This is a genomic window from Bradyrhizobium genomosp. III, assembly GCF_000261705.1.
In the GTDB taxonomy this organism is placed as follows: domain Bacteria; phylum Pseudomonadota; class Alphaproteobacteria; order Rhizobiales; family Xanthobacteraceae; genus Bradyrhizobium; species Bradyrhizobium ottawaense.
The window spans coordinates 1-26818 of sequence record NZ_AJQF01000482.1 but is presented as its reverse complement, the minus strand read 5'-3'; the positions used below and the strand labels follow the sequence as shown (position 1 = coordinate 26818).

Here is a 26818-nt window from a genome sequence, read left to right as displayed (position 1 = left end):
TCGGTCATGAGCATCCTCGCACTGCAACGGCCGCGACTGATCCTGATCAGCCTCAGCATCGAGGCGATCGCGCTCGGGGTCTATCTGGTCCGCGACGCCTTTGGTGGCGTGATCCGCTATTACACCAGCATCTATCACATGGATGCGCTCTGGTATCTGCCCGATGCGGTCGCGCTTGCGTGTCTGATCCAGTTCATCGTGCATTGCATCTTGCGCAATCGCAGCACCCTTGCCCTGTTGGTGTTGGTCCAGATCATGCTGTCGCTCGTGCTTGGCTATTTCATGATGGGAACGGCAAACGCAGCGATCTCGTCCTTCAAGATGATGCTGCCGGTGTTTGTCGGCTTCTGCTTCTGTGATGCGAGTCTCGGCTCGTACAAGAAGCTGCTGTCGGTCATCGCCGTGACCTTCTACCTCTCGGTCATCGGGGTGTTGCTGACGAAGTTCTACCTCATGCCCTGGGTCGGGTATAAATATGAGTCTTTTGGCGCGGTTCGGGAGGCGGGCCGGCTGTGGTGGGCCTATGGCGGCGACGACCAGCGGCTCATGGGTTTTGCGGCCGACAACACCATGGCCGCCTTCTTCATTCTCGTGTCGTTCGCGATCACCTCGATTCGCAAGAGCACGACGTGGTGCCTTCTGTTCGGCTCGCTCGCGGTCTATGTCATCAAGCTGACCACGAGCAAGACGACGATGATCGTCCTCGTGCTCTATCTGATCCTGCTCGTGTTCGTGCGTATGCTGCCGGAGAAGTCGCGCTTTCCCGCAATCAGGGGCATCGCGCAATGGTCCTTTGCCGCGATCTTCGTTCCGTTCTTCATGATCGTGATCGCTTCCGGCACCGCCGCCGTCCCGCACTCGACCCTGTTCAGCATCGTCGATCGCATCAACAACAGCTGGCAGTTGCCGTTCGTCTACATGAACCAGCTCATGCCGATCGGTCTGGTGACGGGCTGCGGCGCTGGCTGCTTCAACTATCCGCAGAAGCTGTTCTCGCCGCTTGCGCACTTCTGGGTGCCCGTCGACAATTTCTACATCGGGACCTACCTGATGTTCGGTCTGCCGTTCGTCGCGTTCATGGTGATGGTGTTCAGGGCGACATTCGGCGCGACCGACGTGTACAAGCTGACGCTGATCTTCGTCGTCAACCTGTTCACGATCACGGTGTTGAACTACGGCCCGGCGTCCGGCCTCCTGATCATCGCATTGAGCTTCAGCGACGTGTTTTCGCGCCGCGCGGCCTCCGCACGGGCGGGCGACGCCGTGCCGATCGTCATGCGGCCGCCGATGCCGTCTTTGGAAGGCTTCCGCCCGGACATACCGGCGGCGAGCGGAAGCAGGTGAGAACGAACGATGCATAAACGGCTCGCATTTATCGACACGCTGCGCGGCATTGCCGTGTTGTCGGTCCTGGTCCAGCATGTGTTCGAGGTGATCGTCGAGAAGCACCCGACGGGCGCCTATTACTGGCCCATCCACGATTTGTTCGGCTACTACATGAACTTTGGCCGGTTCGGCGTGGTGTTGTTCTTCTTCGTCAGCGGCTTCGTCATTCCGTTCAGCTTCCCGGACAGCGCCACGCCCGTGCGGGATTTTTCGATCAGCCGCTTCTTCCGGCTCTACCCGGCCTACTGGACCTCGCTCGTGGTCGGGCTCGTGACGATGCAGCTGATGGATTCGAAGATCTATCCGCTCGGGCAGATCGCCGCGAACGTGACGATGTTGCAGACCTTCGTGAACGTCCCGAACCTCTGGGTGTTCTATTGGACGCTGGCGATCGAGCTGCTGTTCTATGTCGGATGCATCATTCTGTTTGCGATGGGGCTGCTGAACCGGCGCTTCACGGCGGTGACGATCGTCGTTGCGGCCGCGCTGGTCGGAACCACCGCTGCGCTCCTGGTGGAGAACAGGGCGGTTTCCTCGGTGATGGAGGTCGGGCTGAATCTGTCGGCGATGTTCCTGGGCAAGATCATCCGCGACACCGTCATCGGCGGAAAGCTGCGATGGTCCCACGTGGCGGTCTGCACGCTCCTGTATGCGATCTTCGCCATCACCCTGGCCGACCGGCGGTTCGGAGGCGTGTACCACGAGAACTTCTTCTACAGCTATTCGATCGCATCGGCCTATGTCTGTGCGGCGCTCGTCTTCATCGGCTTTGCCGTGTTCGGTGAGAGAATGGCGTGGCGGCCGATGGCATTCGTCGGCGTGATCAGCTATTCGGTCTACCTGATGTCGCCGTTCGTGCTCGTCTTCATCCATCGCCTCGTCTGGTTCGGCGACGGGCCGCTCGGATGGTCGATCTTCATGACCCTGATCCTGGCGTTGTCGATCCTCGTCAGCTGGATGACGTTTACATTCGTCGAGAAGCCCAGCATCGCCTTCGGACAAAGGTTCCGATCAGCACGGCGAAAAAAGGTCGTTCTTGAGCCCGTCCTCAGTACCCAGGGTGCTGCAGAGTGAGTAACGCGCTGCACCAGCCGGGCGCCGCCTACGACGGATCGTTCGTTCCCTCGGTCCAGGGGCTTCGGGGGATTGCCGCGCTGAGCGTGCTGATGGATCATTTCTACGACATGCCGAAGGGAGGCATGTACGACATCCCGGATCCCGGCTTCCTGCCGCCGCTCTGGCTCTGGCTGCAATCGGCGATCAATGTCGGCGGGCACGGCGTCGAGCTGTTCTTCATGATCAGCGGCTTCCTGATCCCGGCGAGCCTGGTGCGGCACGGCTCGCTGCCGCGGTTCTTCTTCGACCGCGTCCTGCGCATCATGCCGGTGTTCGTGGTCCTGCATCTTGCGCTGTTCGCGATAGGTCCGATCGTCGGCTACAAGTTCTTCCGTGGCATCGATCTGACCGGCTATCTCGGGATTTTCGCGGCCAATCTGTTCTTCGTGCAGGACGCGCTTGGCTTGCCCATTGCCCAGCAGAATGCCTGGACACTGACCTATGAGTGGGCGTTCTACATCTGGTTTGCGCTGACATTCTCGATGTGGCGCGGCGGGGGCAAGCTGCTGGCGGCGCCCCTGATCCTGCTGGGTCTGGCCTGCCTGATGCACTGGCCGATCACGGCGTTCTTCTGCATCGGCATGCTGTTCAGCGCCACCGGGTTTCGCATCTCCATTCCCGGACGGGTCGGCCTGCTCGCGGGCCTCGCCTGCGGAGCCGCCCTGTATGCGAGCCTCGTGCTGTTTCACCCGTTCGTGGGACTCCTTCCCGGATTCCTGCTGTTCGGCATGGTGCTTGCTCCGGAGTCGGGCCTGGGCAGGGCTCTAAGTGCCCCGGCACTGCAATATGTCGGCAAGATCAGCTACAGCCTCTATCTCGTGCATCCCTTCGTGCTCTTTCCCCTGCAGGTGATCGGCCTGAAGCTGGTCGCCGCCGGCGTCGATCGCTGGCTGCTGTGGGCCGCCTTCATCGTGCTTGGGCTGGTGATGTCATTGGTTGCAAGCGCGATCAGCTATGAGCTGATCGAGGTCAGGTTGAGGCGCCTGCTGGACGGCGCGATCCGCGGCATGTTCTTTCGACCGCTGAAGGTCGGGCAATCGGTTTGAGCGACCGCGTGCCCGTCGCGGTCAGCTCACGGTACGGCCGGCGAGCTTGTGATAGGACCCCAGCAGCTGTCCGGCGATGTGGTCCCAGTTCAGGATGCCGGCCGCGGTTTGCCGTGCGCCATCCGTCAATGTCGCGGCAAGCGGCTTGGAGGTCAGCACGCGCTCGAGTGCATCGGCCAATGCAGCGGCATCCCCTGGAGGAACCAGCAGCCCGTTGACTCCGTCGGCGACGACGTCGGGAATGCCGCCGGTGGCGCTGGCAACGACGGGACGAGAATTGCCGTAAGCGGAGGCAAGCACACCGCTCTGTGTTGCATCCTTGTAGGGCAAGGCGACCACCGTGGCGGATTGAAACAGCTGTCCGGTGTCCGCGGGCGAAATGTAGGCGTTGATGGTCTTGACCGTCGGCATCGCTTCCATCCGCGCGCCGAGCCGTGTCATCTCGGGGCCGCGCCCGGCGACGATCGCCTCATGCGCCACACCACGCCGGTCCAACATGTCTATCGCGTCGATGAAGACGTCGAGGCCCTTGTAGGCCCACATTCGTCCAAAAAACAGGATGCGAGCGGCTTCGGGCGCGGTGACCGCATCTCGGGCCGGTGGAACCATGAGCACGCCGTGCATGCTTGAGACCGTTCCGCCCTTGAAGTCGGGCGAGGCGCGACGAAAATCGGCAATGCAGCTCTCGCCATGCGTCGTGACGATCGACGCGGCGGCACGCATGTGCCCGCGCCAGGCGTCTTCGCGCGGCGAGGTGCCGGAGCCGCCTTCCGAATGCGGGATAGCATCGTGAACGGTCAGCACCAGGGGAATGCCGAGGGGCCGAAGGAACTGGATCAGCTTGGACGTATAGATCTCCGGAACTTCGTGACAATGAACGACGTCCGGACGAAACGAAATTATGTCGAGGAAAGAAGCCGGGATGCCAATCACGCCACCGCGGCGCAGGCTCAAATCGCGAACCCGGGTCTCGAAGGGAGCCGCCACGGCGATGTCGGCCAGTTCCCATTGCTGGTTGGCGTCCTTGCGGTTGAGCACGAGCCTGACGTCGCAATGGTGAGCCAATCCCGAAGCGAGCCGATAGGAATATTCCGCAAAATGCGGGGCGTAAATCGCCACGCGCAAGCGTTTGGAGCTACGGAGAGAACGCGGGGCCGGCGAATTCATCAAGGCATCCATTTTGCATCACATCGCAGAGAGCGATTGGAGTGTAGTCCACGATTTGAACTCACTTCCACTCTAAATCGGAATCGTGATGGCGCTCATCTGATTGCCATCACTCCGTCGTATTGTAGCGAGCAATCAGTCGCCGTTGTGAGCGGCGACAAGCGGTGGCGTGTCATCATCATTGCCGCGTCGTCTGGATCGGAATTGGGTCGAATTGTTGATGAACGTCACTCGAGGCAGGCAACATCAGGTCGTGGTGGCGCTGTTTTGGTCGCTCGCGCAGAATTGGGGCGGCCGCGCATTGTCGTTCGTGCTGTTCCTGGTATTGGCGCGGCTGCTCGATCCCGCGGATTTCGGACTTGCGGCGCTGGTCGCCTTCATCCTGCTGCTTTTGAGCTCCATCGCGGAATTCGGCTTCGGTGATGCATTGATCCAGCGGCGGACGCTCGAGCCCGCCGATGTGACGCTGCCGTTCTTCTGCTCGTTTGCTGCCTCAGTGCTCCTGGCCGTTCTGATCGCATTGCTGGCGACGCATATCGAGCAATGGTTCGACGTGAAGGGGCTCGCGCCGCTGCTGACGGCCGCCAGTCTCTCGCTTCCGATCGGCACCGCGACCCTGTTCCAGGAGGCGCTCTACAAGCGCCAGATGGATTTTCGGGTGCTCGCAGTCAGGACCATGGTGGCGACAGCCATCTCCGGCGTCGTGGGGATCGCCTGTGCCTATGCAGGGTTTGGCGCCCTCAGCCTCGTGATCCAGGTGGTCGTTCAGAGCGCGATCAGCGGCTTATGGCTCTGGAGCCAACCGCGATGGTTGCCGATGCGCGGCTACGATCTGAAGAGCTTTCGCGAGCTCTCCGGCTACAGCATCCACGTCATGCTGAACAGGCTGCTGGACTTCGCCATCGTTCGGACGATCGACATGATCATCCTGTCGCTCTATGGCGTCGCCGCCCTCGGCATCTACACGGTCGGCGCGAGGGTCTACATCATCCTGATGCAGTTGCTCACCCAGGCGGTCATGGACGTGGCGCTGAGCGCCTTGTCCAAAATCGCGCACGAGCGGGACCGCATCGCGGGCGCCTATTTGCGCAGCGTCAGTCTCGGCGCACTGATCGGATCTCCGGTCTTCGTGCTCCTCGCGGCGATCGCGCCGGAGTTCTCCCTGCTGCTGTTCGGTGCGAAGTGGGGTGGCAGCGAAGCGGTGATGCGGCCGCTGATGCTGATTGGCGCGGTCCAGACGGTGCAGTTCGTCAACAGCGCCTATTTTGGCGCTCTGGGCAAGCCGAACTACGTCTTTCTGCTCAACATCCTCAAATTCTGTACGGTCGTGCCGGCAATGTTCCTGCTTCCCTCGCGCGACATTGGTCAACTGGCCACGATCTTCGCATTCTCGCAGCTCGTGGTGACCCCCGTCACGTTTGCGCTGGCGCTCCGGCTGTTGGGCTTGAGCTGGAGCCAGTTTCTGCGCCCCATTGCGGGATGCCTTTGCGCCATCGTTCTGGCTTACGGCGCGGTCGTGCTGTGCCGGGAGGCGACGCCGGGCATGAATCCCTATTTGCGGATTGGACTGCTGGCGTCCTGTTTTGGCGCGACCTATTTGACGGGCATTCTGCTGTTCTGGCGGAAGCAGCTCCTTTCCCTGATTGATTTCGTCGTGAAGCGCGGTGCGACCGCCTAATGAAGACGAGGAGGACGTCGTGAAGCAATTGATCCCGGTGCCCGTACGCAGGCAGCTCCGAGGCTGGCTCAACAGCGCGAAGAATACGCCGTTGGCACTCGATCTGCTCGAACTGCGCAGGTGGCAGATCGCCCGGAGAGACGTCGGCGTCAACGTCGCGCCGCGCAACGATCCGCGCCGGCTCGTCGTGCTGCCTTCCGATCCCTGGAGCGTTCGTCAGTCGCGGGGCGATGAGGCGATGATCGAAGCGGCCACCGGGGAGGTGAAGCGGACCTATCCGAACCTCGAGATCTACATCGTCACCGCGACGCCAACGGCCAGTGAGGACGTGCGCGCGATGGGTTTCAAGCCGCTCGAACTCTGGCGACAGCCGTTCTCATACGAGACCGTGGCGCAGGAGCTGTCGCTCACCAGGCCGGATTTCGGATTGGTTCTGGGGGCCGACGTGCTCGACGGCTACTATTCGCCGGTGGATGCCGCGCGCATGCTGCTCGTTGCAGACTTGATGGCTGCGTTCGGCGCCAAGGTCAGCGTGCTCGGCTTCAGTTTCAACTCCCGGCCGGCGAAGGCGCTGCGCGAGGTGTTCCGGCTGCTGGACCCGGGCGTGGTCCTGAATCTGCGCGATACAATATCTCTCCAGCGTTTCGACGATTTTGCCCGGAAACGCGCCCGTCTGGTTGCCGATGCGGCGTTCATGCTGACTCCGCGGGCGGATACGGCCGCGGTGAAGCAGATCGCTGCCACGATCGCGCGACAGCGCGAGCAGGGTCGCAAGGTCTTCGTCTTCAACATCCATCCGATGTTGTTCAAGAAGCCGGAGCCGGCCAAGCTGCGGCAAATGATAGAGCTCGCCGCGGGCGCCATGGAGCGGCTGTCTCGCGAGCACAATGCAAGCTGGTTGTTGCTCGCTCACGACTACCGCCCCGAGATCGCCGACGACAATTGCCTACGGCCGCTGGCTGACCGCCTGAAGCCCACGCTCGGCGATCACGTGCATCATGTCGATCAGGCGCTGTCGGCGGGCGAGATCAAGGCCGTTGTCGGTCTGGTCGACGGCGTGATCACCGGCCGCATGCATCTGGCGATTGCGGCGCTGGGGCAGGGAACGCCCGTCGCAGCGATTACCTATCAGGACAAGTTCCAGGGCCTGTTTGCGCACTTTGGCGTCAGCGAATCGCTGTTGCTGTCGCCGGCCCAATTCCTGGTCGACGACAGTTTTGAGAAGTTTGTGCTGCAGTTCCTTGGCGCGCACGAAGCCGTCGGTGAGAAGGTACGTCAGATGCTGCCGGATGTCATGGAGCTGTCCCGCGCCAACATCGCACCGCTACTGGGCGAGAGCGCGATGCGCACGGTGCAGGAGGCCGGCGGCAAGGTCGCCTGAACGCCCTTATGTCGCCGGCAGACGTCAGTTGACCGCCCGCTCGGTGTTTTCAAAGCGCACGGGGGTGTCGGCTGCGGCCCGCTTGCGCGAGGACGTGGCACCAATGTCGGCCCAGCGGTTGATGAAGCGCCGCGCCGGATTCTCGAAATAGGCGTAGGTGCGGTCCGCGGCGATGGTCAGGACCGCACAGCACGCCAGGGCGAAGAGGCCGAACTGATCGGGACGCAGTCCGAGCCAGATCCACAACGGCTTGAACACGGCAATGAGGATGGCATCGTGCAGCATGTAGATCGCATATGAGGTGTTGCCGAGCCGTCCGAGCAGGCGGGCGCCCGGAAACTCCTTGAAGGCGCTTTCGCCGACCGCAGTGAGCAGGATGGCGCAGGAGAACAGCAGGATGGCGAGGTCCGGCTTGGCGAAGACGTTGAGGACGAGCACGGAGAGGCCGAACGTGCCGATGCCGGCGAAGATCATCCGCTTGTGCCGGTAGGGATGCGACATCCGGAATAGAATGGCGAGCAGGATACCGTTCAGAAAGCTCGGCAGTGCGCGGAGCATCCCGTAATCGAAATTGGCGCCATACATTTGCGACCGTTCCTGCCAGATCGGCAAATGGCCGTGGGCAAGGACCAGATAGAGCGCGGCCACGATCGCGCCGAGCACGATCGGTTGCATCTTGCGTGCAAGCAGCATCAGCAGTGGAAAGATCAGATAGCAGAAGAACTCCGCGCTGATCGACCAGGACGGCGAGTTGAAGCTGAGATGGTCGGTGACGCCCCACGCCTGGAGCAGCAGAAGGTTGTACAGGAAGTCCAGCGGGGTCGAGCGGGCCGTGCGCTCCAGGCCGACGCCGATGAGCACCACGAAGATGAGCAAGCTCAGCAGATGCAGCGGATAGATCCGTGCAATACGCCGGATCATGAAGCGGGAATAGGCCGCCACGCCACGTGCATCGGACGGGTAGGAATAGGAGATCACGAAGCCGGACAGGATGAAGAACATGTCCACGAACAGGCCGTAGGACCCGTTCCAGGCCGGCGAAATGCCCGTGTCGATCAGCTTCAGGTGGAAGATGAAGACCCCGAGCGCAGCGACGAAGCGGTAGAAGTCGAGAACGACAAAACGTCTTGCTTCACTTGCTTCCATCGGGCCTCGGAGTCCTTGCGCGGTTCGTCTCGCTTCTAGAGACGAATTGTGACGCAAGTTCGCTGGATGGAGCGGGGAAGGTGGCGTGATCGCGGATCGGTCGGCCTTGAGTTCCTCGAGACCATCTTGTCCGGGAAGGGAACGACTTCATCGTCCCAATTCTGCCTCTTGATGAGGCAGGCGCCTAATGAGCGGGCCGGGACCTTGGCTGGTCCCGGCCCGTGTCAACATTTATGCGTCCTGTCGTCAGTGCGCCGTGCTCAGACGAACAAGAAATCGTGGCTCGTCAGGCTGCTGACATAGACGTTCTTCAGCAGGATCGAATCATTGGCCGAGAACGTGATCAGCGCATTCGTGCCGGACTGCGTCATCTGCAGGTGACTGTAGTCAGCGGCCAGGAGCTTCGAGATCTGGACCACGTCGTGGGTTGTGCCGTCACCGGCCTGGAAGTTGAGGATCTGGTCCTGGCCGTGATCGTAGGCAACCGTTGTCGAGTTTGGCGCGGCCGAGAACACGTCATTGCCCGCCCCGCCCTGGATCGTCACGCCGCCGGCGACGGCTGTGACATTGTGGGTGCCGTCGGCCTTGGTCTGGTCGAAGAATTGCAGCGCGCTGGCGGAGTTGTAATTCTCGTGCTGCGTCGTCCCGGTCTGTCCGTTGAAGTTGAACAGGAAGACGTCCTTCGAGCCGTCGGTGTTGTTGGCGATCTCCTGGGTCTTGGTGCCGGCGCTGTTGTAGATGTCGGTCAGCTTGCTGCCGTCGTCATGGATGACCTGGGTATAGTCCAGGGTGCCGTCGGCGTGCGTCCGGGTGAGCTCGACCATCTTGCCCGAGGCATCGAGGTGCTGATGCTGGGTCGTATAGGACTGCCCGGTGATGTTGTAGTTCCAGTTGTCGGATGTGCCGTCGGCGTTCTTGATGTAGGCAGCGCTCTTCACGCCGCCGGCATAGACGGTCGTGGAGCTGTAACCGTCGCTCTTGGTCGTTACCTCACTGGTGATGACGCCGTTGGCATCGTACCAGTCGGAGGTCTTGGTGCCGTCGGCGCTCTGCTCCAGCGTGAAGGCCAGGCTGTTGTCCGCGTGGGTGCGAACAATATCGGTGAGGAAGCCGGTGGAATCGTAACTGTCGTGCTCGTTCGTGTAGTTCTGGCCGACGACGTTGAACTGGAAGACGTCCTTCGACCCGTCGGCGTGGTAGTCGGTTTCCGTCTTCTTGACCCCTGATGCATCGTAGTTGGTCACCACGCTGCTGCCGTCGCTGTTGACGACCTGGGTATAGTCGAGCGAGTTGTCGGCATGCCAGCGGGTCACCTCGGTGGTCTGGCCGGATGGATCGAGGTGCTGGTACTGCGTGGTATAGCTCTGCCCGGTGATGTTGTAGCTGTAATTGTCGTGACTCATGTCCGCGTTGGTGATGTATGCCGCGGTCTTCACGCCATTGGTGTACACCGTGGTCGAGCTGTAACCGCTCGGCTTCTGGACCACCTCGCTGGTCAGCGCGCCGCTGGCATCGTACCAGTCCGTGGTCTTGGCCCCATCGGCGCTCTGCACCAGCTTGAACGCCATGCTGCCGTCGGCGTGCTTGCGAATCAGCGTGGTGAGGAAGCCGGTCGCATCGTAGATGTCGTGTTCAGTCGTGTAGGTCTGGCCGGTGATGTTGAAGAGGAAAACGTCCTTGCTGCCGTCGGCGTGATAGTCGGTTTCCTTGGTCCGCGTTCCCGCGGCATCATAATTGGTGACGACGCTGCTGCCGTCGCCGTTGATCACCTGGGTATAGTCGAGCGTGCCGTCGGCATGCTTTCGGGTGACGGCGGTGACCTTGCCCGTGGGATCGACGTGCTGGATCAGCGTGGTGTAGCTCTGGCCGGTGATGCCGTAGGCATAATTGTCCTGGCTGCCGTCGGCATTCTTCACGTAGGCGTTGGTCTTGACCCCGTTGCTGTAGAGCGTGGTCGAGGAGAAGCCGTCGGCCTTCTGGATCACCTCGCTGGTGAGGCTGCCGGCGGCATTGTACCAATCGGTCGTCTTGGTGCCGTCGGTCGTCTGAGTGAGCTTGAAGGCGAGGCTGCCGTCGGTGTGCAGCCGCGTCAGGCTGGTGAGAAAGCCAGTCGAATTGTAGACATCGTGCTCGGTCGTGTAGTTCTGGCCCGTGATGTTGTAGGTCCAGACATCCTTGCTGTGGTCGGCATGATAGGCGGTCTCGACCAGCTTGACGCCGGTGGCGCTATAGGTGGTGATCACGCTGCTGCCGTCGGCGTTGTAGACCTGCGTCGAGTCCAGCGAGCCGTCGGCATGGCTGCGGGTCACCGAGGTGACCTTTCCGGATGCATCGAGATGCTGCACCTGGGTGGTGAAGCTCTTGCCCGTGATGCCGTAGGTGTAATTGTCTTGCGAGCCATCGGCATTCTTGACGTAGGCGGCCGTCTTCACACCGCTCGTGTAGAGCGTGGTGGAGTAATAGCCGTCGGACTTCTGGACGACTTCGCTCAGAAGGGTTCCGGCCGTGTTGTAGGTGTCGGTGGTCCTGGTTGCGTCGGTGTCGACATGAACGAATTTCGTCTTCACGCCGCCGGTGTAGCTGATCAGGTCCTTGGAACCATCGGTGTAGGCGACGGTGGTCGAGGTCGGCTGTCCGCTTGAGTTCAGGCCGGTGTCCGACTTCGACACAAGCGATCCGCTGGAATTATAGGTCTTCGTGCTGCTCCAGGTCGCAGCCGAGTTCGTCACCGAGAACGAGTAGCCGCCCTGGATCTTGGAGAGGGCGCTGCCGTAATGGGCGATCATGTAGTCCATGGTCGCCTTCGAGGCGACCGGAAGGACGTGCGAGTCGGTCAGCGTGATGGTCTGCAGGGCCGTGGAGTCGCTGAGGTCGGACAGTTGCGGCACGATCTCGGCGGCCGTGCCGCTGACAGTGGTCCTTGTATCCGGCGGAGTCGTGGTCGTTGGAGGCGCATCGATCTCGATGATCAGCGGGTGATCGCTGACCGGGATGGTGATCGTGCTGACGTCGGTGTAGCTGGCGATCGCCGTGGTCCCCGTCAGCGTGTCGTACACCTTCACCGAATGATGCACGCCGCCGAGATTTACCGTGACGGTCTCGGTCGGATTGGAAATCTCGGTGTCGTTGGCGTCCTTCCAGAGCTTCGGCTCCGCCCACACGACGAGCTCGTAGGCGCCGTTGCTCTTGCCGAGCACCATGCTGTTGCCTGTGGCTGGCATGTTGCTCAGGGTGTAGTTCAACGGATCAGTCGGCTGCAGGCCGCCCTTGCCGTCGTCGGCCAGAATGGTCGTCAGGTTGTGAATGGCGGTCGCGGCGAGCTTCGGCGTCCCGTCGGAATTGAACAGTCCGAAATTGGCTTCGGGATTGGTATTGCCGGCGGAGGAGTCGCGGTCGAACAGCTCGTAGAGATAAGTCTCGCTGACGCCGGCCTTGTAGGCATCGACCAGGGTGTTCAGGATCGATTTGGCCTGCACCGTCTCGTTGACACCGAGATATTGGGTGTTGGCTTGCGTGGTGTAGCCGGTCTCGGTGATGACGACCGGCTTTCCCGGGGCCGCGGTCATCACTGCGCTCAGTGTCGCCGCAATCGAACTGCCGGTCGTCAGGCTGGTGCTGACATAGGCATGGGCGTTGGCGTAGTCGACCGAGCCCGACATGTCGCCGAGCTGGCTGTAGCCTTGCGGATCGTTGTAGGCCAGTGACAGATTGTAGACCGGGATGCTGCCGAGCGCGGCGTTGGCGTTGACGGCCTGATAGAGCGCGCTCTGGAACTGAGCTGCGGCGGTAAGGCTCGAGCTGCCGTTGTAGCTGAAGGGCTGGTGATTGGCCTCGTTGAGCCCTTCGATGGCGCTGATGCTGCCCGGGTGGCTCGCCGCGAACTTCTGGAGCGAGGCGATGTAGTTCTGCAGCCCGGCTGTGCCCGTCTGGGGCAGCGCCGACGACACCAGGAAGTCGAACTTGTAGCCGGCAGCGGCCAGACCCTCGACAACGGGTTGCGCGGCCGGGCTGGTCCCCATCGCGTCGCGGAGATGGGTGACGCCGAGATACTCGAGGTCATCGACCATCAGCGCGAGATTGTTGTAGCCGGTCCAGCCGAAGCCGGCGTGCGTGTTGACGCCGATGGAGTCGATGAAGCCGCTGGCGGACAGGATGGTTTGATCGGACATTGCACACTCGAGTTTCAGCGCGAACGAAATTGCTCGCAGGGATTGCGTTCAAGCTTCTCTGTCGAGTGTGAATTTCAGATAAAAATGGAAGCTACAAATCGCGAGCGAAACGAGGTTCCTTGTGCAGGAACAGACTTGCTCTGTGTTGCAGCAGAATATTGATGCGATGCCCGGGCAGCATGGCGTGAGGAAGGCGCTTTCAAGATTTTCGCGATTTGCGCTGCTGAATGTATGCGCAGGCCGCGCGAATTGGATTTTATATGACAGATCTGAGCGAGCGGTCGGCGCGCTCGCGGCGCGCGAGATCGGCAAGGAGCAGCAAGACATTTTCTCGCTGGCCGTCAATCGAAGTATCTTCGTCTCATTCCTTCGCAGCTCGCGCTTTCCTGCACGGGAAGTTCGCAGATGCCGCTTCCATGGGCGGTTAAACCAATCAATTTGCTCGCAAGGGTTGTGGTTGCTCAGGGATAGTGCAGCGTTCGCCGCGGAAACTGCTGATGAAGACCCGGTTCCGTATCGGAACCAGATCCGCTCGCATAACGCTGGTGCGGCCAATCAGCCGCGGCGGGCCAGCATTAGAAAATCTCCGCGCCATCCGATGACCGCCGTTGCAATCGCGGCGATCGCGATCTTGCCGGCCAGCCATGCCGCGGGCTCCGTCGGTATCGAACCGAGCGATCCGATCAGGATTGCGGCCCCCCCCGCCTGCATGACCAACGGCCAGCGCGGGAGCGCCTCAAACCGCAGCGTGGGGCCGAGTGCGACCAGTATGGTCGCGAGCGTGGCGAGCGAAGCACAGCTGACTGCCGCTCGCGGCGACAGGCCGGCCGATACCGCGACCGCGGCGAAGGACACGACGAGGGCGAGCTGGCCGGCCGCGACGACGACGAGCCTGGTCGCCAGCTTCTCGAGGTGGGGAACGACCGCGATCGTCGCCTGCAGATGGGTGTGCAGGAAATAAAAGGCGGCGACCGTTGGGGCCGTCTCCAGAAAGCCATCCAGGCTGGCCTGCGGCACCAGGATACGGGCTGCATCTGGAATAAATCCAATCAGACCACCGAGCAGCACGAGGGTCGTGCAGATCATGAATTCGAACATCCGCCGCGCCGACTGCACCGATTTTGCGCTGCCTCCGTGTTCGAAGTCGTTGACCACTTCCGGATAGCTCACGGTGTGGATCGCTGCATTGAGGACCCAGAAGGGACGCTGCAGGAGGTCAAGCGCAATCGAAAAGCCCGCCCCGGCTCCGGTCGCACCCAGCTGGCCGACGACGATGACACGGAGCAGCACCGGCACCGACAGATGGATGACCGACGCGCCTGCCGCAAGCATGCCGTAGCGGGAGAAATCCTTCCAGTCGGCCAGCATCGTCTGCAGCGGGACCGGCTCCATCGGCGTGCGATAGGCGACAAGGCCGGCGAGCAGGCCGAGGGCGTGACCCGAGGCAATACCGAGCAGCGCCGCTTCCGCCGTTCCCGAGATCATTGCCCCCGCGGCGGCTCCGATCAGGAGGGCGGTGGCACGCAACGCAAGCAGAAAGGATGCGATGCCCAGCCGGTCGGACAGGCGGACCGACAGGAAGTAGAGATCCGTCAAGCCCTGTAGCACGGATATGCCGAGACCCAAGGCGACGATCCGCGTCGGGAGCACGCTGGCCAGAGACGCGCAACTCCCGACCACGACGAGCGCGGCTGCGCTCGACAGGCCTGCTGCAAACAGCGACCACCTCAGCCGCGCCGCCTCGTTTTCTTTGGCTGCCGCCAGAAACCGCAACCCGGCCAGCTGCAGCCACTCGAACATCAGGACGCAGAGCAATTGGCTCGAGGCCAGCGCGAGGGAAAAGTTGGTGTAGTCGGCGGCGGGCAACAGATGGCTGATCGCGAAGATCAGGATGATCGCCGCGGCGCTCTGGTAGACATAGCCCGCCATCGCGAGGAGGCGTGTCATCGCGGAATGAGGCGCTCCTTGCCGACGATCGACGGCCCCTGCGACGCTTCGGCCGTTGCTGCGCGCACGTGCGACATCCGCTGCTCGCGCAATTGTTCATACAGGTTCTTGTATGAAGACAGCACGTCAGAGAATATCCATTTGTTGGTATCCGCGATCAGGCGCCGGCTGATCTCGTCGATCTTGTGCGGATCGGCTGCGACCGCGAGCATGCTCCTGGCCAGGGATTGTGGATCGGCTTCGGTCAGCCAGCCGGTCACCCCGTGCTCGATGACCTCGGGCATGCCGCCGAAGCGCGTTCCGAGCAGCGGCCTGCCGGCAGCCTTGGCATCTGCGACGACGAGCGGACCGGGGTCGTGCCAGATGGAGGGCGCGATTACGACGTCGACCTGCTTGTAGAAATCGTCCGGCACCACGAAGCCCATGAACTCGATCCGCGCATCAGGCGCGAACGCCCTGAGGCGCCGTTGCTCCTCCTCGCTGACCCGTCCGGCGATCATCATGCGAATCCGATCGCGGGGCAGCTGAGCAAGGGCCTGCATCAAATTGTCGATGCCCTTTTCCTCGGTGAGGCGGCCGATGAACCCGAACGTCACTTCCGTGGTGCAGACCGGCCGAGGGTAGGGCTCGCGCGGCGGCTCGGTCGAGGCGTTGCGGATCACTGTGCGGATCGGCGTCTCCGAGAACATGCCCATGTCGGTATGAATGGACAGGACGCGCTCGCTCACGCCGACCACGGCGCTGAGCCAATGCGTGGCACGCTTGCGATGAAAGCTCAGAATTCCGCAGCTCGTGCAGGTGTGCTCGCAGGACCGTCCGTTCTCGAAGCGGGAGCAGCGCGGGCAGGTCAGATAATAGTCATGAAGCGTATGGAGCACGGGGACCCCGAGCTGGGCGGCAACGCGCCAGACCGCGGTGGTGAGTCCCGACAGATTGTTGGAGTGCAGCACGTCCGGCTTGAAGGCCCGGATGCGTTCCGCAATCAGGGGGGCCTGCATCTGCCAGTCGTCGATCGCGTGCCAGATGCTGCGCAATGCGACGTTCTTCTGCTCCGTGAAGGGCAGATACACGTTTCGCACCGGCGCGGAATAGACGTTAATGCCGTCGCAGGTTTCCGGAGCCTGATGAGGCGTAGATGCGGCCCGGATCACTTCCACCTCGTCACCGCGTTGCACCAGGCCTTCTGCGAAGCGCCGGGCGAAGATCTCCGCGCCGCCGACGATCTTTGGGGCCTGAGGCGTTGGATAAAGCGTGGACGTCAAAAGAACTTTCATCGCGTCAACCTCATGTCTGCAAAATCGCGTCTACCGCGCCGGCCTGATCTCCAGGGCGGGAACGGCACTGTCATTGGCTGCAATCAGAACCGGTGTGCTCGAAACGGGGATCCAGACCCCGGACGCAGGCCTTGCCGCCTGGTCGCACGGCATCGCAAAGCTTGCGCCCTGTTGATCGCCCTTGAGCCGGATCTCGTAACGTCGGTCCGGGGCCTCGGACCAGACCGCAACTCTGCCGCCGGAAGTCGTCGATGCATTGATCGACACGACGCCGCTGGCGAGCTCGCGGCGCTCGGCACTCAGGCTGGGGCGAATGAAGGCCCAGGCCCCCTGGGCCGCGCAGGCAACCGGCTTTGGCGAATTATCGAAACGATAGAGTCCGAAATTATCCTCCAGCTCCGACGGGTTCTTTCCACTGTCCTTGAGCTCGTAGAGCCACATGCCCTTGAGCCAGCGTGTCGCGGTCGACGCCCACAGGATGAGCTGCGCGGTATTGTCGGCCTGGGCCTGCTCGCTGACGCCGCATTTGTTGGTGGCCGTGGTCCAGCCCGTCTCGGTGACATAGATCGGGAAGTCAGGATTTCCGCTGGCCTGGCCGACCATGCGGTGAAACGCCGTGAGCCGGTCGATGATCTCGGCCGACGTGCGTTTGCTCGGGCCCATGCAGAAATTGTAGAGATGGATCGAAGCACCGTCCGCATGCTGAAGAATGCCGGTTCGCAGCATCTTCTCCGTCCATGTCCAGCCCGGATCGTCGCCAAGAGCTCCGATCAGGAAAGGCGCATGCGGTGCTACGCGCTTCACCGCCGGCCGCGCGACTTGCGCGAGCGCCAGATAGTTCTCCGGCGAGAACGCCGGATCCTTCTTTGCCGCCAGATTCCATTCGTTCCAGAGCTCGAAGACGGGATGCTGCGCCACGACCGATTGCGCCGCAGCAGCAGCATAATCGGCGAACCGCTGCCGGGCCTCATCGGTGGTCGGTGGCGTGGAATTCGGAACCAGATGATGGCCGAAGGCGAGGATCAGGAGAGGGCGCGCGACGCCGGACCTGACCTGCGCTTCGAGCCTGCCGAGCCTGGGCGTGAAGCCCATCCGGCGTCCCCCCGCCTCGAAATCGGACCAGGGAAAATCATCGCGGAAGGCGTTGAGGCCGAGTTGCTTGATCTGTGCGACGTTTTCCGAAGGAACGTATCCGCGCGCGCTCACCGGGCCACCCAGCCCCTGATGCGTGCCGACGCCCAGCAGGAATCGAGCATCGAGCGGTTGCGCCTGCTGTGCGCAGACAGAGACCGGCAGAAAAATCGATGCCATGAGGCCCGCGAGGCGGAAGCTGCCGCGAACCAAGGTGCGTGAGAATATCATCGGCTAGATCATGCTCGCGAGCGCGGCGTTCGCGCTGACACCCAGTCCGGTCCATGACATCGCCATCGCGATCTCCTGTATCTGCGACGGCAAGTGTGAACGTCGAGCCATCAGAAATTCTTGGAGAGGTCCGACCGCAGCCCCGCCTTCGCGTCGATCGGTGTCCGGTCGTCGTGGAGCAGCTCGGCATAGACCTGCTGCAATTGCCCATGCGTCTTCTGAACGTCATAAAACTGCTTGAACCGGTCGTAGCCGCGTTGTCCCAGCACCTTGAGGTCGAGATCGAGTGCTCGCCGGAAACCGTCGACGAGCGGCTGGACCGCGACGGGCTCGCAAAGCACGCCGGTCACGCCATCGACGACGATCTCGGGCAATGCTCCGCTACGGAACGCCAGGATGGGTTTGGCCGCGCGCATCGCTTCCAGGGCAACGAGGCCGAAGGCTTCCCATCGTGACGGGATCACGACGAGGTCGGCGGCCTCGAGCTGGGTCTCGATGGTCGGGCGATCGAGCCAGCCCAGCAGGGACACGTTGGACGGGACGCTAGGGCCTTCGTACTTATTGACGACGGAGGCGCCGATCATGCGGATTTCCAGCACATCCTCGAGCGAGCGTGCCGCCTCGATCAGGAGATCAAAGCCCTTCTGGCGGTCCAGCCGTCCGATGAACAGCACCTTGACCTTTTTGGACGTCCAGTCCGCCGCGACGGGCTGCGGCGTGCGGCTCTTCGAGATGCCGTTATGGACGAGGGTGAGGCGCTCGGCAGGAATTCCGGCGCGGACGGCTTCGTTGAACTCGTCGCTCGAGATGCAGATGATTCGGTCCGAGGTGCGTGCAAGGAGGTTCTCCGCCGCTTTCGTCACGAGATGACTGAGGCGGCCGGTCTCGCGTGAAAACGCCCAGCCGTGCGGGCAATAGACGACGCGCGGACCGTCGGACCGGGCCGCCAGCGCCGGGCGCAGCACGAGGCCCGCAAACGAGGAATGCAGGTGGACGACATCAGGACGAAAGGCATCCAGCGCTTGCATGCTTGCGCGCAACATCTGGAATAGCCCGGCGATGCCGCGGCCGGATCGTTCGAACGTCGTAATCTGGTTGTCGTCGATCGCCGGAAGATCGCGGCGATGATCCGACGGCACGACGTAGTGCACGTTCCCGGTGCCGAAGCTCGCCTGTTGCTGTGGGTGCAACTCGTTCAGGTAGCTGGCAATCCCGCCCCGGATCGTCTCGGCGATGTGCAGCACTTTCATCGTTTGCCTTCCGTAGGGCCGCGTTGGAGAGCCGGACATCCTGTATCCCTGTTCTGAGTTCGCTAGCGTTCGCTAGTGCGAGAGACAGTTCCTCGAATACGTAGCGATATTGGGGCAGCGATGTGGTGATGTTGCGCCAAGCTCTTTGTGCGCACGATTGTCATGGGAAGAAACCAAAAAGGTCTCGTGGAACCAAGCGCACGTGCGCGAGTTGCAGCCAGTTGCAAATTGTTTGTGCGAAAACCGATGCCCGCGATAAGCGAAGTGCATCGAACTTCAAGCAGCGCTGGCAACGTTTGCCGATGGTGTGAGATGATCGAGCAACGACTTCGCCGACTTTTGCCACGAAAAGAACGCAACGCGTTCCTGCTGCCGCCGGCGCTCCTGATCGGAGATGGCGCCGATTGCCAATCTTTCGAGCATCAGTTGCTTCAACGATTCGGCATCATTGGCGTCAAAATACGCAGCGGCGTCGGCACACGTCTCCACGACGGCATCGGCCGTCGAGGCGATGACCGGGCAACCGAAGATCATCGCTTCGAGCGGCGGCACGCCGAAGCCCTCGTACAGCGAGGGAAACACAAATGCCGATGCATGCGCGTAGAGCGCTGCGATCTCGCTGTCCGTCAGACGCCCGGCGAGCAGCAGGCCGGCAGCGCCCTCGCCCGAATTGTCCTGAAAGACCTTGCTGTTGTCGCCGCCGACGATGACCAGAGGAACGTCAGTCCGGTCGAGCAGCTGGATGGCACGGATCGCGACCGAAAGATTCTTGTTCTTGGTTCTGGAGCCCACATAAAGAAAGAACTTCTGCGGCCGAACGCCGAGCCGGGCAATGATGTCGGGATCAGGGTTCGTCCTGGCGAAGTGTTCGGCGCTATTGGGGAAAACCGGGATCGCCGTTGCTGACAGATTCAGCACCTCGGCAAGCTCTTTGCGCGAAAAGGCCGATACGGTTGCGATGCTTGCGTGCCGGGCGAGCAGCCGGCCCATGGTTCGGTGAACTGCAAGATAGCGCCAGTTGAAGAAGTCGGGCCTGCGAAAGACCTGTGCGTCGTGGATCACCACAATGTGGTCGCGATGGAACACGGGGCCGGAATTGGCGAGACTGATCAAGCGGCCTCCCGCAGCGGCGCGCGCCAGGTCGATTTGGTCCCAGGCGTGCCCGCGCAACCGGCCGACGGCGCGAATCTTGATTCGCTCCAGCTGGAGCTGCTCGCTTGCATCCACGGGCGTCAGCAACTGCCAGTCTGCGTTCCGCAGCGCGGCGGGAGTTTGCTCCGACGCCAGAAGCACGTCGATCGCCTTGACGATCTCGGCGGCATAACGCTGAACGCCGGTGAGCTTTTGCGACAGAAAGCGGCCGTTGATGAAGAATTTCAATTGGCTACCACATTGGTTGATCGGAGTCCGGGCCGACCTTGCGGCGAAGCAATGCGGAGGACGAGCCGCAAAGGAGCAACCGTTAGGTACAGAAATATGACGCAGCCTCGCACAGTGGAGGCGCTCTGCCTGCATGGCTGGCGCTGCCTTGCTGCGTGCGAGGTCGCGGTGTAGATGTCCGCCATGAGTGACGATACCCACTCCCTCCGCAGCGGAGGGTTGACCGCGACCGTCAAGGCGCACGGCGCCGAGTTGTGCTCGTTGAAGGACGATGTCACCGAGTTCGTCTGGCAGGCCGGGCCGGAATGGCCGCGCCATGCGCCGCTGCTGTTTCCGATCGTGGGGCGCCTTGCCGGGGACGAATTGCGGCACCGGGGCAAGACATACCGGATGACCCAGCACGGCTTTGCGCGCGACAGCCGCTTTGCATGGGCGGAGCGCGGCGAAAGCCGCTGCACGCTGGTGCTCGAAGACAGCGAGACGACCCGCGCGCTCTATCCGTTCGCGTTCCGTCTGACCGCAATCTATGCGCTCGACGCCGCCGGCCTCGATCTGACACTTTCGATCGCCAACACCGGCAAGGAGACATTGCCGGCTTCGATCGGCGGCCATCCCGCCTTCAATTGGCCCCTCCGGCCCGAGAGCGCGAAAGAGGACTACGCGCTGACCTTTGCGAAGGTGGAATCGTCTCCCATCCGCCGTCTTGATGGCGGGCTGCTGCGCGCGGCCGAGGAGCCTGGTCCCGTCAAGGGTAATCAGCTCGCCTTGTCCGAATCCCTGTTCGTCGATGACGCCATCATCTTCGACCGGATCGACAGCAACGCGGTCCGCTATGCTGCGTCCTCCAGCCCCTGGCTGAAAATGTCCTGGCGCGGCTTTCGCGAGCTCGGCGTCTGGTCGAAACCGTCGGGCGCGCCGTTCCTCTGTATCGAGCCCTGGCGCGGCTATGCCAGTCCCGCCGGCTTTGACGGCGAATTCACGGACAAGCCCGGCCTGATGCATATCGCGCCGGGTGCGGAAGAGCGCTTGTCGTTCCGGATCGAGGTCGGAACGTCTTGAGGCCGAAGGGCGAACCGATCGTCGGCCCTCAGACCTCGATGCGCGTGAGATCCTCGCCGAGCACGACCGGCCCCGCATAATCCCGCCGGACATCCGCAAGCAGCGCGTTCAGCATGACATCGTCGGCCCGCGGCCGGTGATGGGTCAGCGCGAGCTTCTTGACGCCGGCCTTGGCCGCAACCTTGCCGACGGTGTCGCCGCAGGCGATCGTGAATTTCGCAAGGCGGCGGAGGTGCTCGTTGTTGATCTCCGGCGTTGCGAGAAAACAGCACTGGACGAGCAAATCGGCTCCCTCAGCCAGCCGCTCGAGCCCGGGGCAGGGGACCGTGTCGCCCGAAATTGCAATGACCTTGCCCTCCGCTTCGAAGCGGTAGCCGAGACACATCCATCGCGCGAGAAAGGCCGGCGGCATGTCGAGGCCGTCGCCATGCGACACCAGCTCGGCGCTGATCTTCCAGCGCCCGGTATCGAGAACGGGCCCTGGTATGATGTCCGTCGCGACGACGGGTTTCCAGCCGCCGAAGGCCGGCTCGCCCTTATCGCGCCAGGTGATGTCCTTGTCGTAGACCTGCGTGATCAGCGTGTCGACGAGCCGCTCGGTATCCGGCGGTCCATAGACGCGCAGCTCGTCCTTGCGTCCGTGCATCCATGAATTCAGCATCACATCGTAGAGGTCGCCGATGTGGTCGAAGTGATGATGCGTGAGAAAAACCGTGTTGATCGCGCCGAGCGGAACGCCGGCCTTGCTGAGCTGCACCACAACGCCGCGGCCTGCGTCGAACAGGATATTCTCGTCGCCGAGCCTGATCAGGGTGGTCGTCGCCATGCGGCGCGGGTCCGGCCGCGGGCCGCCGGTGCCGAGCAGTATGACCTGCATGGTGCCTACTCCAGCGTGAAGTGTCTCCACAGTAGAGTTTAAGGCGGCAATGAAGCAAGCCGCATCGGGCCGGCAGGGACGGAGCGGGGGCGTTCAGCGCGTGCCGGCCGCAGTGGCGGCGATGGTCGGCGGGAGGATTGATCGGTCCGATCCCGCCGATGTCAGACGGTGCGCCAAATCCTGCGCGCGCCGTTCGACCAGATGCCAGGTCGCGCGCGCGACGAGATAGCTCAGCGCGGCGGTGACGACATAGGCGATGAGCAGCGAGACCAGTCCATCGGCGAACGGCCAGAGCTGATGCAGGCCGTAGATCACCGCGAAGTGCGACAGGTACATCGAATAGGAATTGCGGCCGACCGCCTCGAGTGGCTGGAAGCGGATCGCAAGCTTGATGCAGCCGGCAACCAGTGCGCCGAGCACGAGGTTGATCATGAGATAGTTGAATTCGTGCGAGCCGGTTATGCGGTTGGCGACGAAGGACAGCGCGATGAAGACCGCGTAGATCGCTGCGTCCGACCGGGCAAACCCGTCGCGTAGCGCGAAGATCAGCGCGCATCCGACCAGGAAGACCGGAAGCTGGTTCAGGAAGCTGATGTGCAGCGTGGTCCAGACGAACGCTTCGTGACCGGGACCGTAATAGGCGGAGAACAGCGCGAAGGCCCACGGCTTGAACAGGCAGACATTGACGAGATGCAGCACGATCGCCAGCGCGAGATAGAGATGGCGGCGCGAGCCGAACGCGGTGATCAGAAGCGGGAAGACAAGATAGAAGGTCATCTCGGCCGCGATCGACCAGTCGCCGGGCACGACGCTGTTGACGCTGTCCGGCCAGAAGCCGTGCAGGAACGTCGCGGTGAGGATCACTTGAGCTGGCCCGATGCCGCCAGGCGCGTTGTCGCTCGGCCCGGTGCCGTTGATGACGAGGTAGATCGGGATCGCGAGCCAGAACAGTGGCGCGATGCGCAGGAAGCGGCGGATATAGAACTTCCGCGTCGGACTGGTTTCGACACGCTGCGTCCACATCAGGCACATCGTCATGGCGCTGACGAAGTAGAACACGTTGACGCCGGTCCAGCCACACATGAAGGCGTAGTCGACGGCGTGGATATTTGATGGAAACGACTGCGAGACGTGGATGGCCATCACGCCGGCGATGGCGAGGCCGCGCAGGACATCGAGCGTGTGCGAACGGCCGAACGGCGCCGTGCCTTGCTCGGTTCGACCGGCAGCCAACCGGGCCTGCCCCTGCATCACGTCTGCTCCGTGGTTCCACATTGTGCGGGCGGGACAATAGAGGCGCAGGTGGGCCTTCCGAAGCCGAAGGCCATTTTTACGTTAACCGGCGGTTGAGTCCGAAGCCGAATGTGAGGGATCGGCGGCACGGGCCGGCGCAAGGCCCCTGCGGGGGCCGCCCTGCGCTATGATGCGCGGAATGAGAATTGTGGGCCAATTCATACTTAATCCCTAGAGACCATGAGCAATATTGTTTGCGCGTCGCAACGCGCCTAATATTCCGGCAGGCAATTTCGGGGGCTCGAACAAGTCGTGAATGTCCGTTCACATGACAGCGCATTGCGCGGTGACTTGAATTTCCAGGTCGGGTCCCAGGCACACAGGACACCCAAGACCGTGGTTGATCCCGCACTTAAGGAGTTGCGTCCCGCCGGCCGCGAGCGGCTGATCGTCGTCGAGGACGATCCGGTGACGCGGACCATGCTGGTCGGCTATTTCAGCGAGAACAATTTCGACGTGGTCGGCGCCAGTTCCTGCGCTGAGTGCCGCCAGGCGTTGCGCGCCCGAACCGATCTCATCTTCCTCGACGTGCAACTGCCCGATGGCGACGGCTTCGAGCTCGCCAAGGAGATCCAGGCGACCAGCAACGCGGGCATCATCTTCGTGACGCGCCGCGACACCGACGTCGATCGCATCCTCGGCCTCGAGATCGCCGGCGACCACTACGTCACCAAGCCGATCAATCTGCGCGACCTGCTGGCGCGCGCACGCAGCGTGCTGCGGCGACGCTCGCTCGACCGCAAGGCGGCGCGCAACCACAATTCGATCGCCTTCGGCGACTGGATCATCGACCTCACCCGGCGTGAATTGCTCGGCAGCGACGGCAAGCCTGTGGCGCTGACGCGCGCCGAATTCGACCTGCTCGCGGCGCTCGTCGGCGCCGACGGACGGCCGCTCAGCCGCGACTATCTGATCGAGGTCGTCAGCAACCGCCAGGCCGAGGTCGACATCCGCACGGTCGACGCGCTGGTAGCACGACTGCGCCGCAAGCTCGTCGGCAGCGGTACGCCCGTGATCGCGACCGTCACCGGCGTCGGCTACAAGCTCGCGCTTAGCGAGCGGCTATAGGCACTTGTTGTCAGCGCGATGCGACGCGCTTCCATCGCGCTGCGATGCGAGCCTTGATCTGGCTGACCCTGGCCTCGTGCGAGGCCCAATAGGCGCGGCTGGCGGCTGCAGTGCCTTGGCGATAGCGGGCATAGACGGCTTTGGGCTGCGCCGCCATCTTCGGGCGGCTCGCCGGTTTTGCCGGAGCTGCTGCAGGTGCTGCGGAAGTGGGCCGGGGCGCCGGATCCGGAGCGGCCGCAACGTCGGTCTCAAGAGCCTTCGAATTCATGGCGGAAAGACGGTTACGGGCGCGGTTGCAATAGACCTGCGACCGCGCGGTCATCGCTTCCTCGCCATGGCCTGCTCGATACTTCATGAGCGCGCGGCACATGTCCCCGCCAGCCAGCCGCCACGCCTGGCTGAGATAAAGCACCCCATAATGGATGTTGATGTCGGGTTCGGCGAGTTCCGCCTCGCTGCCCTTGAAGCCCAGCATCGCGGCCGTCTCGGGCCGCACCTGCATCAGGCCGATCTCACCGACGCTGCCGACGACGGCCGAATTGTAGCCGCTTTCGACGAAGACGACCGCTTCGGCGATATCGGCCGGCAAATTGGTGTTTGCGGTTTCTCGCTCGATGATCTTCCGGATCATGGCCCGGGATGACGGCGTTTCGCCGGCACCGATCTCCGGCCTGGAGATCGCCGACGTCGTGTCCGGCCGGCCCAGATCGCCGTCTCCAGCCTGTGCGCAGATCGGGGCCGACAACAGCAGGACGACCGCCACGTGTCTCCACGTCGCGCCGAGATTGGAGTATGCCCGATCCCACAGCATCGGTCCGTCATAGAGCCCCGGAGTTAACAAACCGGCCTCCGCTGCGGCGACTAGCGCGCGCGGGCGCTCTGATCGGTGGACGTCGCTTGCGCAGGTTCAGCCAGCCGGTCGTCGATCGCATAGAGCGTACAGGTGGGCGACCATTTCATGCAGGCCGCTAGCGAATCGCGCCGGGCGTCGTCGGCCGTGATGTGTCCCGAACGCCAGCCGTAGCCGCCGTTCGGCGACACCGCGAAAGCCTTGTGCGGCAGCATGCTGGCGAGATAGCGCGCGAACTCGGCCCGCGCGGCCTCGTTGAGCTGGCGCGGCGGCGGCAGCGGGTCGGGCGGGCTCAGGATATCGCGACTGAGGAGGCCGCGCTCGCGCAGGAAGGCGTCGACATAGGGCGTCCATTGCGCACCGCTCGCCACCGCATAGAGGTAGTGGCCGTCGTCACCGAACGGCGGCGCCGCGATGAATTTTGCGTTGCCACCACTGGTGCGAAATCCGTCATGGAGGCGGCGCGCGAGGTCGGGGCCGAAATATGAATCGTTGGTCGCATAGACCCACAGCATCGGCGCGCGCGAGGTCTTGCCGAAGGTGGCGAAGGCCTGCACCAGCCCATCGGGATTGCAGACGTCGTCGTCGTCGCGCGAGCCGCGGCCGCCCGCGAAGTTGATCGCGGCGACGAGACCGGCCGGTGCCTGCGCGGTCAGTGCGACGGTGGCGAGCCCGCCGGCGGAATGACCGGCCGCGATCATGCCTGTTGTTGTGACGTCGGTCCGGCGCGCCATCGCATCGATCGCGGCGCGCAAGTCGGCAACCGCGACCGCGGCTGCAGGCAGGTAAGCGGCTTTCGCGCAGCCGCCGACGCTGTCGACGCGACCGCCAGGCGAGGTGCCGTAGCCGCGCCGCATCACGATCAGCGCGGCAAAGCCGCGCCGGGCGTATTCGAGCGCAATGCCGTAATATTTATGCGCGGACATCGTCGCGCGGTCGTCGAAGCTGCGCGGCGAGCCGTGGCTGAGCAGCGCCAGCGGATAGCGCTTCGTCCCGGCCGGGCGCACCAGGAAGGCCTCCAGCCCCTGTGGCCCGGCCTCCGCCATGGGGATACGGAGATCCTCGGTGTAGAACTCCGCAGCACGCGCCGGCGCACCGGCCACGACGAGGCCGGCGATCAGCAGAAGCAGCTTGCGTGAAAGAGCCATTGGGCGATTCGGAGGGCCTCGATGGCCGGAAGCATAGCATGATCTCCTTGCTTGAACCGTGACCTCGCAGCTATCGCCGTCGTCCTCAGGATGACGGGACGGGCGCCGCCTGTGTCGCCCTCTGTCAACCCATCCCCACAAGAATATTCCACTTTGCCGAAATTCGGTTTTGTCGTATCTATCGCACATCCCGGCTCACCCAAGAGGGGCGATCATGTGTC

Annotated in this window: 19 protein-coding genes; 7 read left to right on the top strand and 12 right to left on the bottom strand. The window is 62.9% G+C overall.

Going from position 1 to position 26818, the window contains the following annotated elements:
- The first annotated feature begins 6 nt into the window (after window positions 1-6).
- Genes IC66_RS0137965 through IC66_RS0137955 form a run of 3 tightly spaced genes read left to right on the top strand, consistent with a single transcriptional unit; the run spans window position 7 to window position 3548 of the window.
- Window positions 7-1344 carry a hypothetical protein gene (locus IC66_RS0137965; RefSeq protein WP_028141805.1) on the top strand — a complete coding sequence of 446 codons (1338 nt, stop codon included), beginning with the start codon at window positions 7-9 and terminating at the stop codon, window positions 1342-1344.
- A gap of 9 nt (window positions 1345-1353) precedes the next feature.
- Complete coding sequence (locus IC66_RS0137960) at window positions 1354-2460, top strand: acyltransferase family protein (RefSeq protein WP_038951071.1); 1107 nt, start codon at window positions 1354-1356, stop codon at window positions 2458-2460.
- Window positions 2457-3548 (top strand): acyltransferase family protein, encoded by a 1092-nt coding sequence (locus IC66_RS0137955; protein ID WP_038951070.1) that lies wholly within the window; start codon window positions 2457-2459, stop codon window positions 3546-3548. Before IC66_RS0137960 ends, IC66_RS0137955 begins: the two co-directional genes overlap by 4 nt.
- Before the next feature lie 21 nt (window positions 3549-3569).
- Here IC66_RS0137955 and IC66_RS0137950 read toward each other — a convergent pair whose 3' ends face one another.
- Window positions 3570-4667 (bottom strand): glycosyltransferase family 4 protein, encoded by a 1098-nt coding sequence (locus tag IC66_RS0137950; protein WP_244429231.1) that lies wholly within the window; start codon window positions 4665-4667, stop codon window positions 3570-3572.
- Between the two features lie 268 nt (window positions 4668-4935).
- Between IC66_RS0137950 and IC66_RS0137945 the strand changes: the two genes are divergently transcribed.
- Together IC66_RS0137945 and IC66_RS0137940 are read left to right on the top strand one after the other, a co-directional pair.
- Window positions 4936-6393, top strand: coding sequence for a lipopolysaccharide biosynthesis protein (locus IC66_RS0137945; RefSeq protein ID WP_028141801.1), 1458 nt, complete (start codon window positions 4936-4938; stop codon window positions 6391-6393).
- 19 nt (window positions 6394-6412) lie between these two features.
- Window positions 6413-7774, top strand: a complete 1362-nt coding sequence (locus tag IC66_RS0137940) for a polysaccharide pyruvyl transferase family protein (RefSeq protein ID WP_244429230.1) — start codon at window positions 6413-6415, stop codon at window positions 7772-7774.
- Between the two features lie 24 nt (window positions 7775-7798).
- Here IC66_RS0137940 and IC66_RS0137935 read toward each other — a convergent pair whose 3' ends face one another.
- From IC66_RS0137935 to IC66_RS0137900, 7 genes are all read right to left on the bottom strand, one after another.
- Entirely contained in the window at window positions 7799-8920 is a 1122-nt protein-coding gene (locus IC66_RS0137935) for an acyltransferase family protein (protein ID WP_028141799.1), read from the bottom strand.
- A 260-nt stretch (window positions 8921-9180) separates the two neighbouring features.
- On the bottom strand, window positions 9181-13089 hold the full coding sequence (locus IC66_RS0137930; RefSeq protein ID WP_038951067.1) for a hypothetical protein: 3909 nt from the start codon (window positions 13087-13089) through the stop codon (window positions 9181-9183).
- Window positions 13090-13644: 555 nt separating this feature from the next.
- Window positions 13645-15036 (bottom strand): hypothetical protein, encoded by a 1392-nt coding sequence (locus IC66_RS0137925; RefSeq protein WP_038951066.1) that lies wholly within the window; start codon window positions 15034-15036, stop codon window positions 13645-13647.
- On the bottom strand, window positions 15033-16310 hold the full coding sequence (locus IC66_RS0137920) for a glycosyltransferase family 4 protein (RefSeq protein WP_038951065.1): 1278 nt from the start codon (window positions 16308-16310) through the stop codon (window positions 15033-15035). The genes IC66_RS0137925 and IC66_RS0137920 overlap by 4 nt, the downstream gene beginning before the upstream one ends.
- Before the next feature lie 30 nt (window positions 16311-16340).
- A complete protein-coding gene (locus tag IC66_RS0137915; protein WP_244429229.1) occupies window positions 16341-17621 on the bottom strand; it encodes a hypothetical protein in 1281 nt (426 codons plus the stop codon).
- 161 nt (window positions 17622-17782) lie between these two features.
- Window positions 17783-18922, bottom strand: coding sequence for a glycosyltransferase (locus IC66_RS0137905; protein WP_028141794.1), 1140 nt, complete (start codon window positions 18920-18922; stop codon window positions 17783-17785).
- Window positions 18923-19198: 276 nt separating this feature from the next.
- Entirely contained in the window at window positions 19199-20302 is a 1104-nt protein-coding gene (locus IC66_RS0137900; protein WP_038951063.1) for a glycosyltransferase family 4 protein, read from the bottom strand.
- Between the two features lie 183 nt (window positions 20303-20485).
- On the opposite strand from IC66_RS0137900, the gene IC66_RS0137895 reads away from it, so the two are divergent.
- Complete coding sequence (locus IC66_RS0137895) at window positions 20486-21361, top strand: aldose 1-epimerase family protein (protein WP_038951062.1); 876 nt, start codon at window positions 20486-20488, stop codon at window positions 21359-21361.
- A gap of 28 nt (window positions 21362-21389) precedes the next feature.
- Here the strand turns inward: IC66_RS0137895 and IC66_RS0137890 are convergent, their stop codons facing one another.
- Together IC66_RS0137890 and IC66_RS0137885 are read right to left on the bottom strand one after the other, a co-directional pair.
- A complete protein-coding gene (locus tag IC66_RS0137890) occupies window positions 21390-22238 on the bottom strand; it encodes an MBL fold metallo-hydrolase (RefSeq protein ID WP_038951061.1) in 849 nt (282 codons plus the stop codon).
- 93 nt (window positions 22239-22331) lie between these two features.
- The gene (locus tag IC66_RS0137885) at window positions 22332-23489 is read right to left on the bottom strand and encodes an acyltransferase family protein (protein ID WP_038951060.1); all 1158 of its coding nucleotides are present in this window, start codon (window positions 23487-23489) and stop codon (window positions 22332-22334) included.
- A gap of 294 nt (window positions 23490-23783) precedes the next feature.
- Between IC66_RS0137885 and IC66_RS0137880 the strand changes: the two genes are divergently transcribed.
- Window positions 23784-24599: a response regulator transcription factor gene (locus tag IC66_RS0137880; protein ID WP_038951059.1), complete on the top strand. Its 816-nt coding sequence runs from the start codon at window positions 23784-23786 to the stop codon at window positions 24597-24599.
- A 10-nt stretch (window positions 24600-24609) separates the two neighbouring features.
- Here the strand turns inward: IC66_RS0137880 and IC66_RS0137875 are convergent, their stop codons facing one another.
- Both IC66_RS0137875 and IC66_RS0137870 read right to left on the bottom strand, forming a co-directional pair.
- Window positions 24610-25362: a transglycosylase SLT domain-containing protein gene (locus tag IC66_RS0137875; protein WP_083859390.1), complete on the bottom strand. Its 753-nt coding sequence runs from the start codon at window positions 25360-25362 to the stop codon at window positions 24610-24612.
- A 98-nt stretch (window positions 25363-25460) separates the two neighbouring features.
- Window positions 25461-26597 carry an alpha/beta hydrolase family protein gene (locus IC66_RS0137870; protein ID WP_038951057.1) on the bottom strand — a complete coding sequence of 379 codons (1137 nt, stop codon included), beginning with the start codon at window positions 26595-26597 and terminating at the stop codon, window positions 25461-25463.
- Between the last annotated feature and the right edge of the window lie 221 nt (window positions 26598-26818).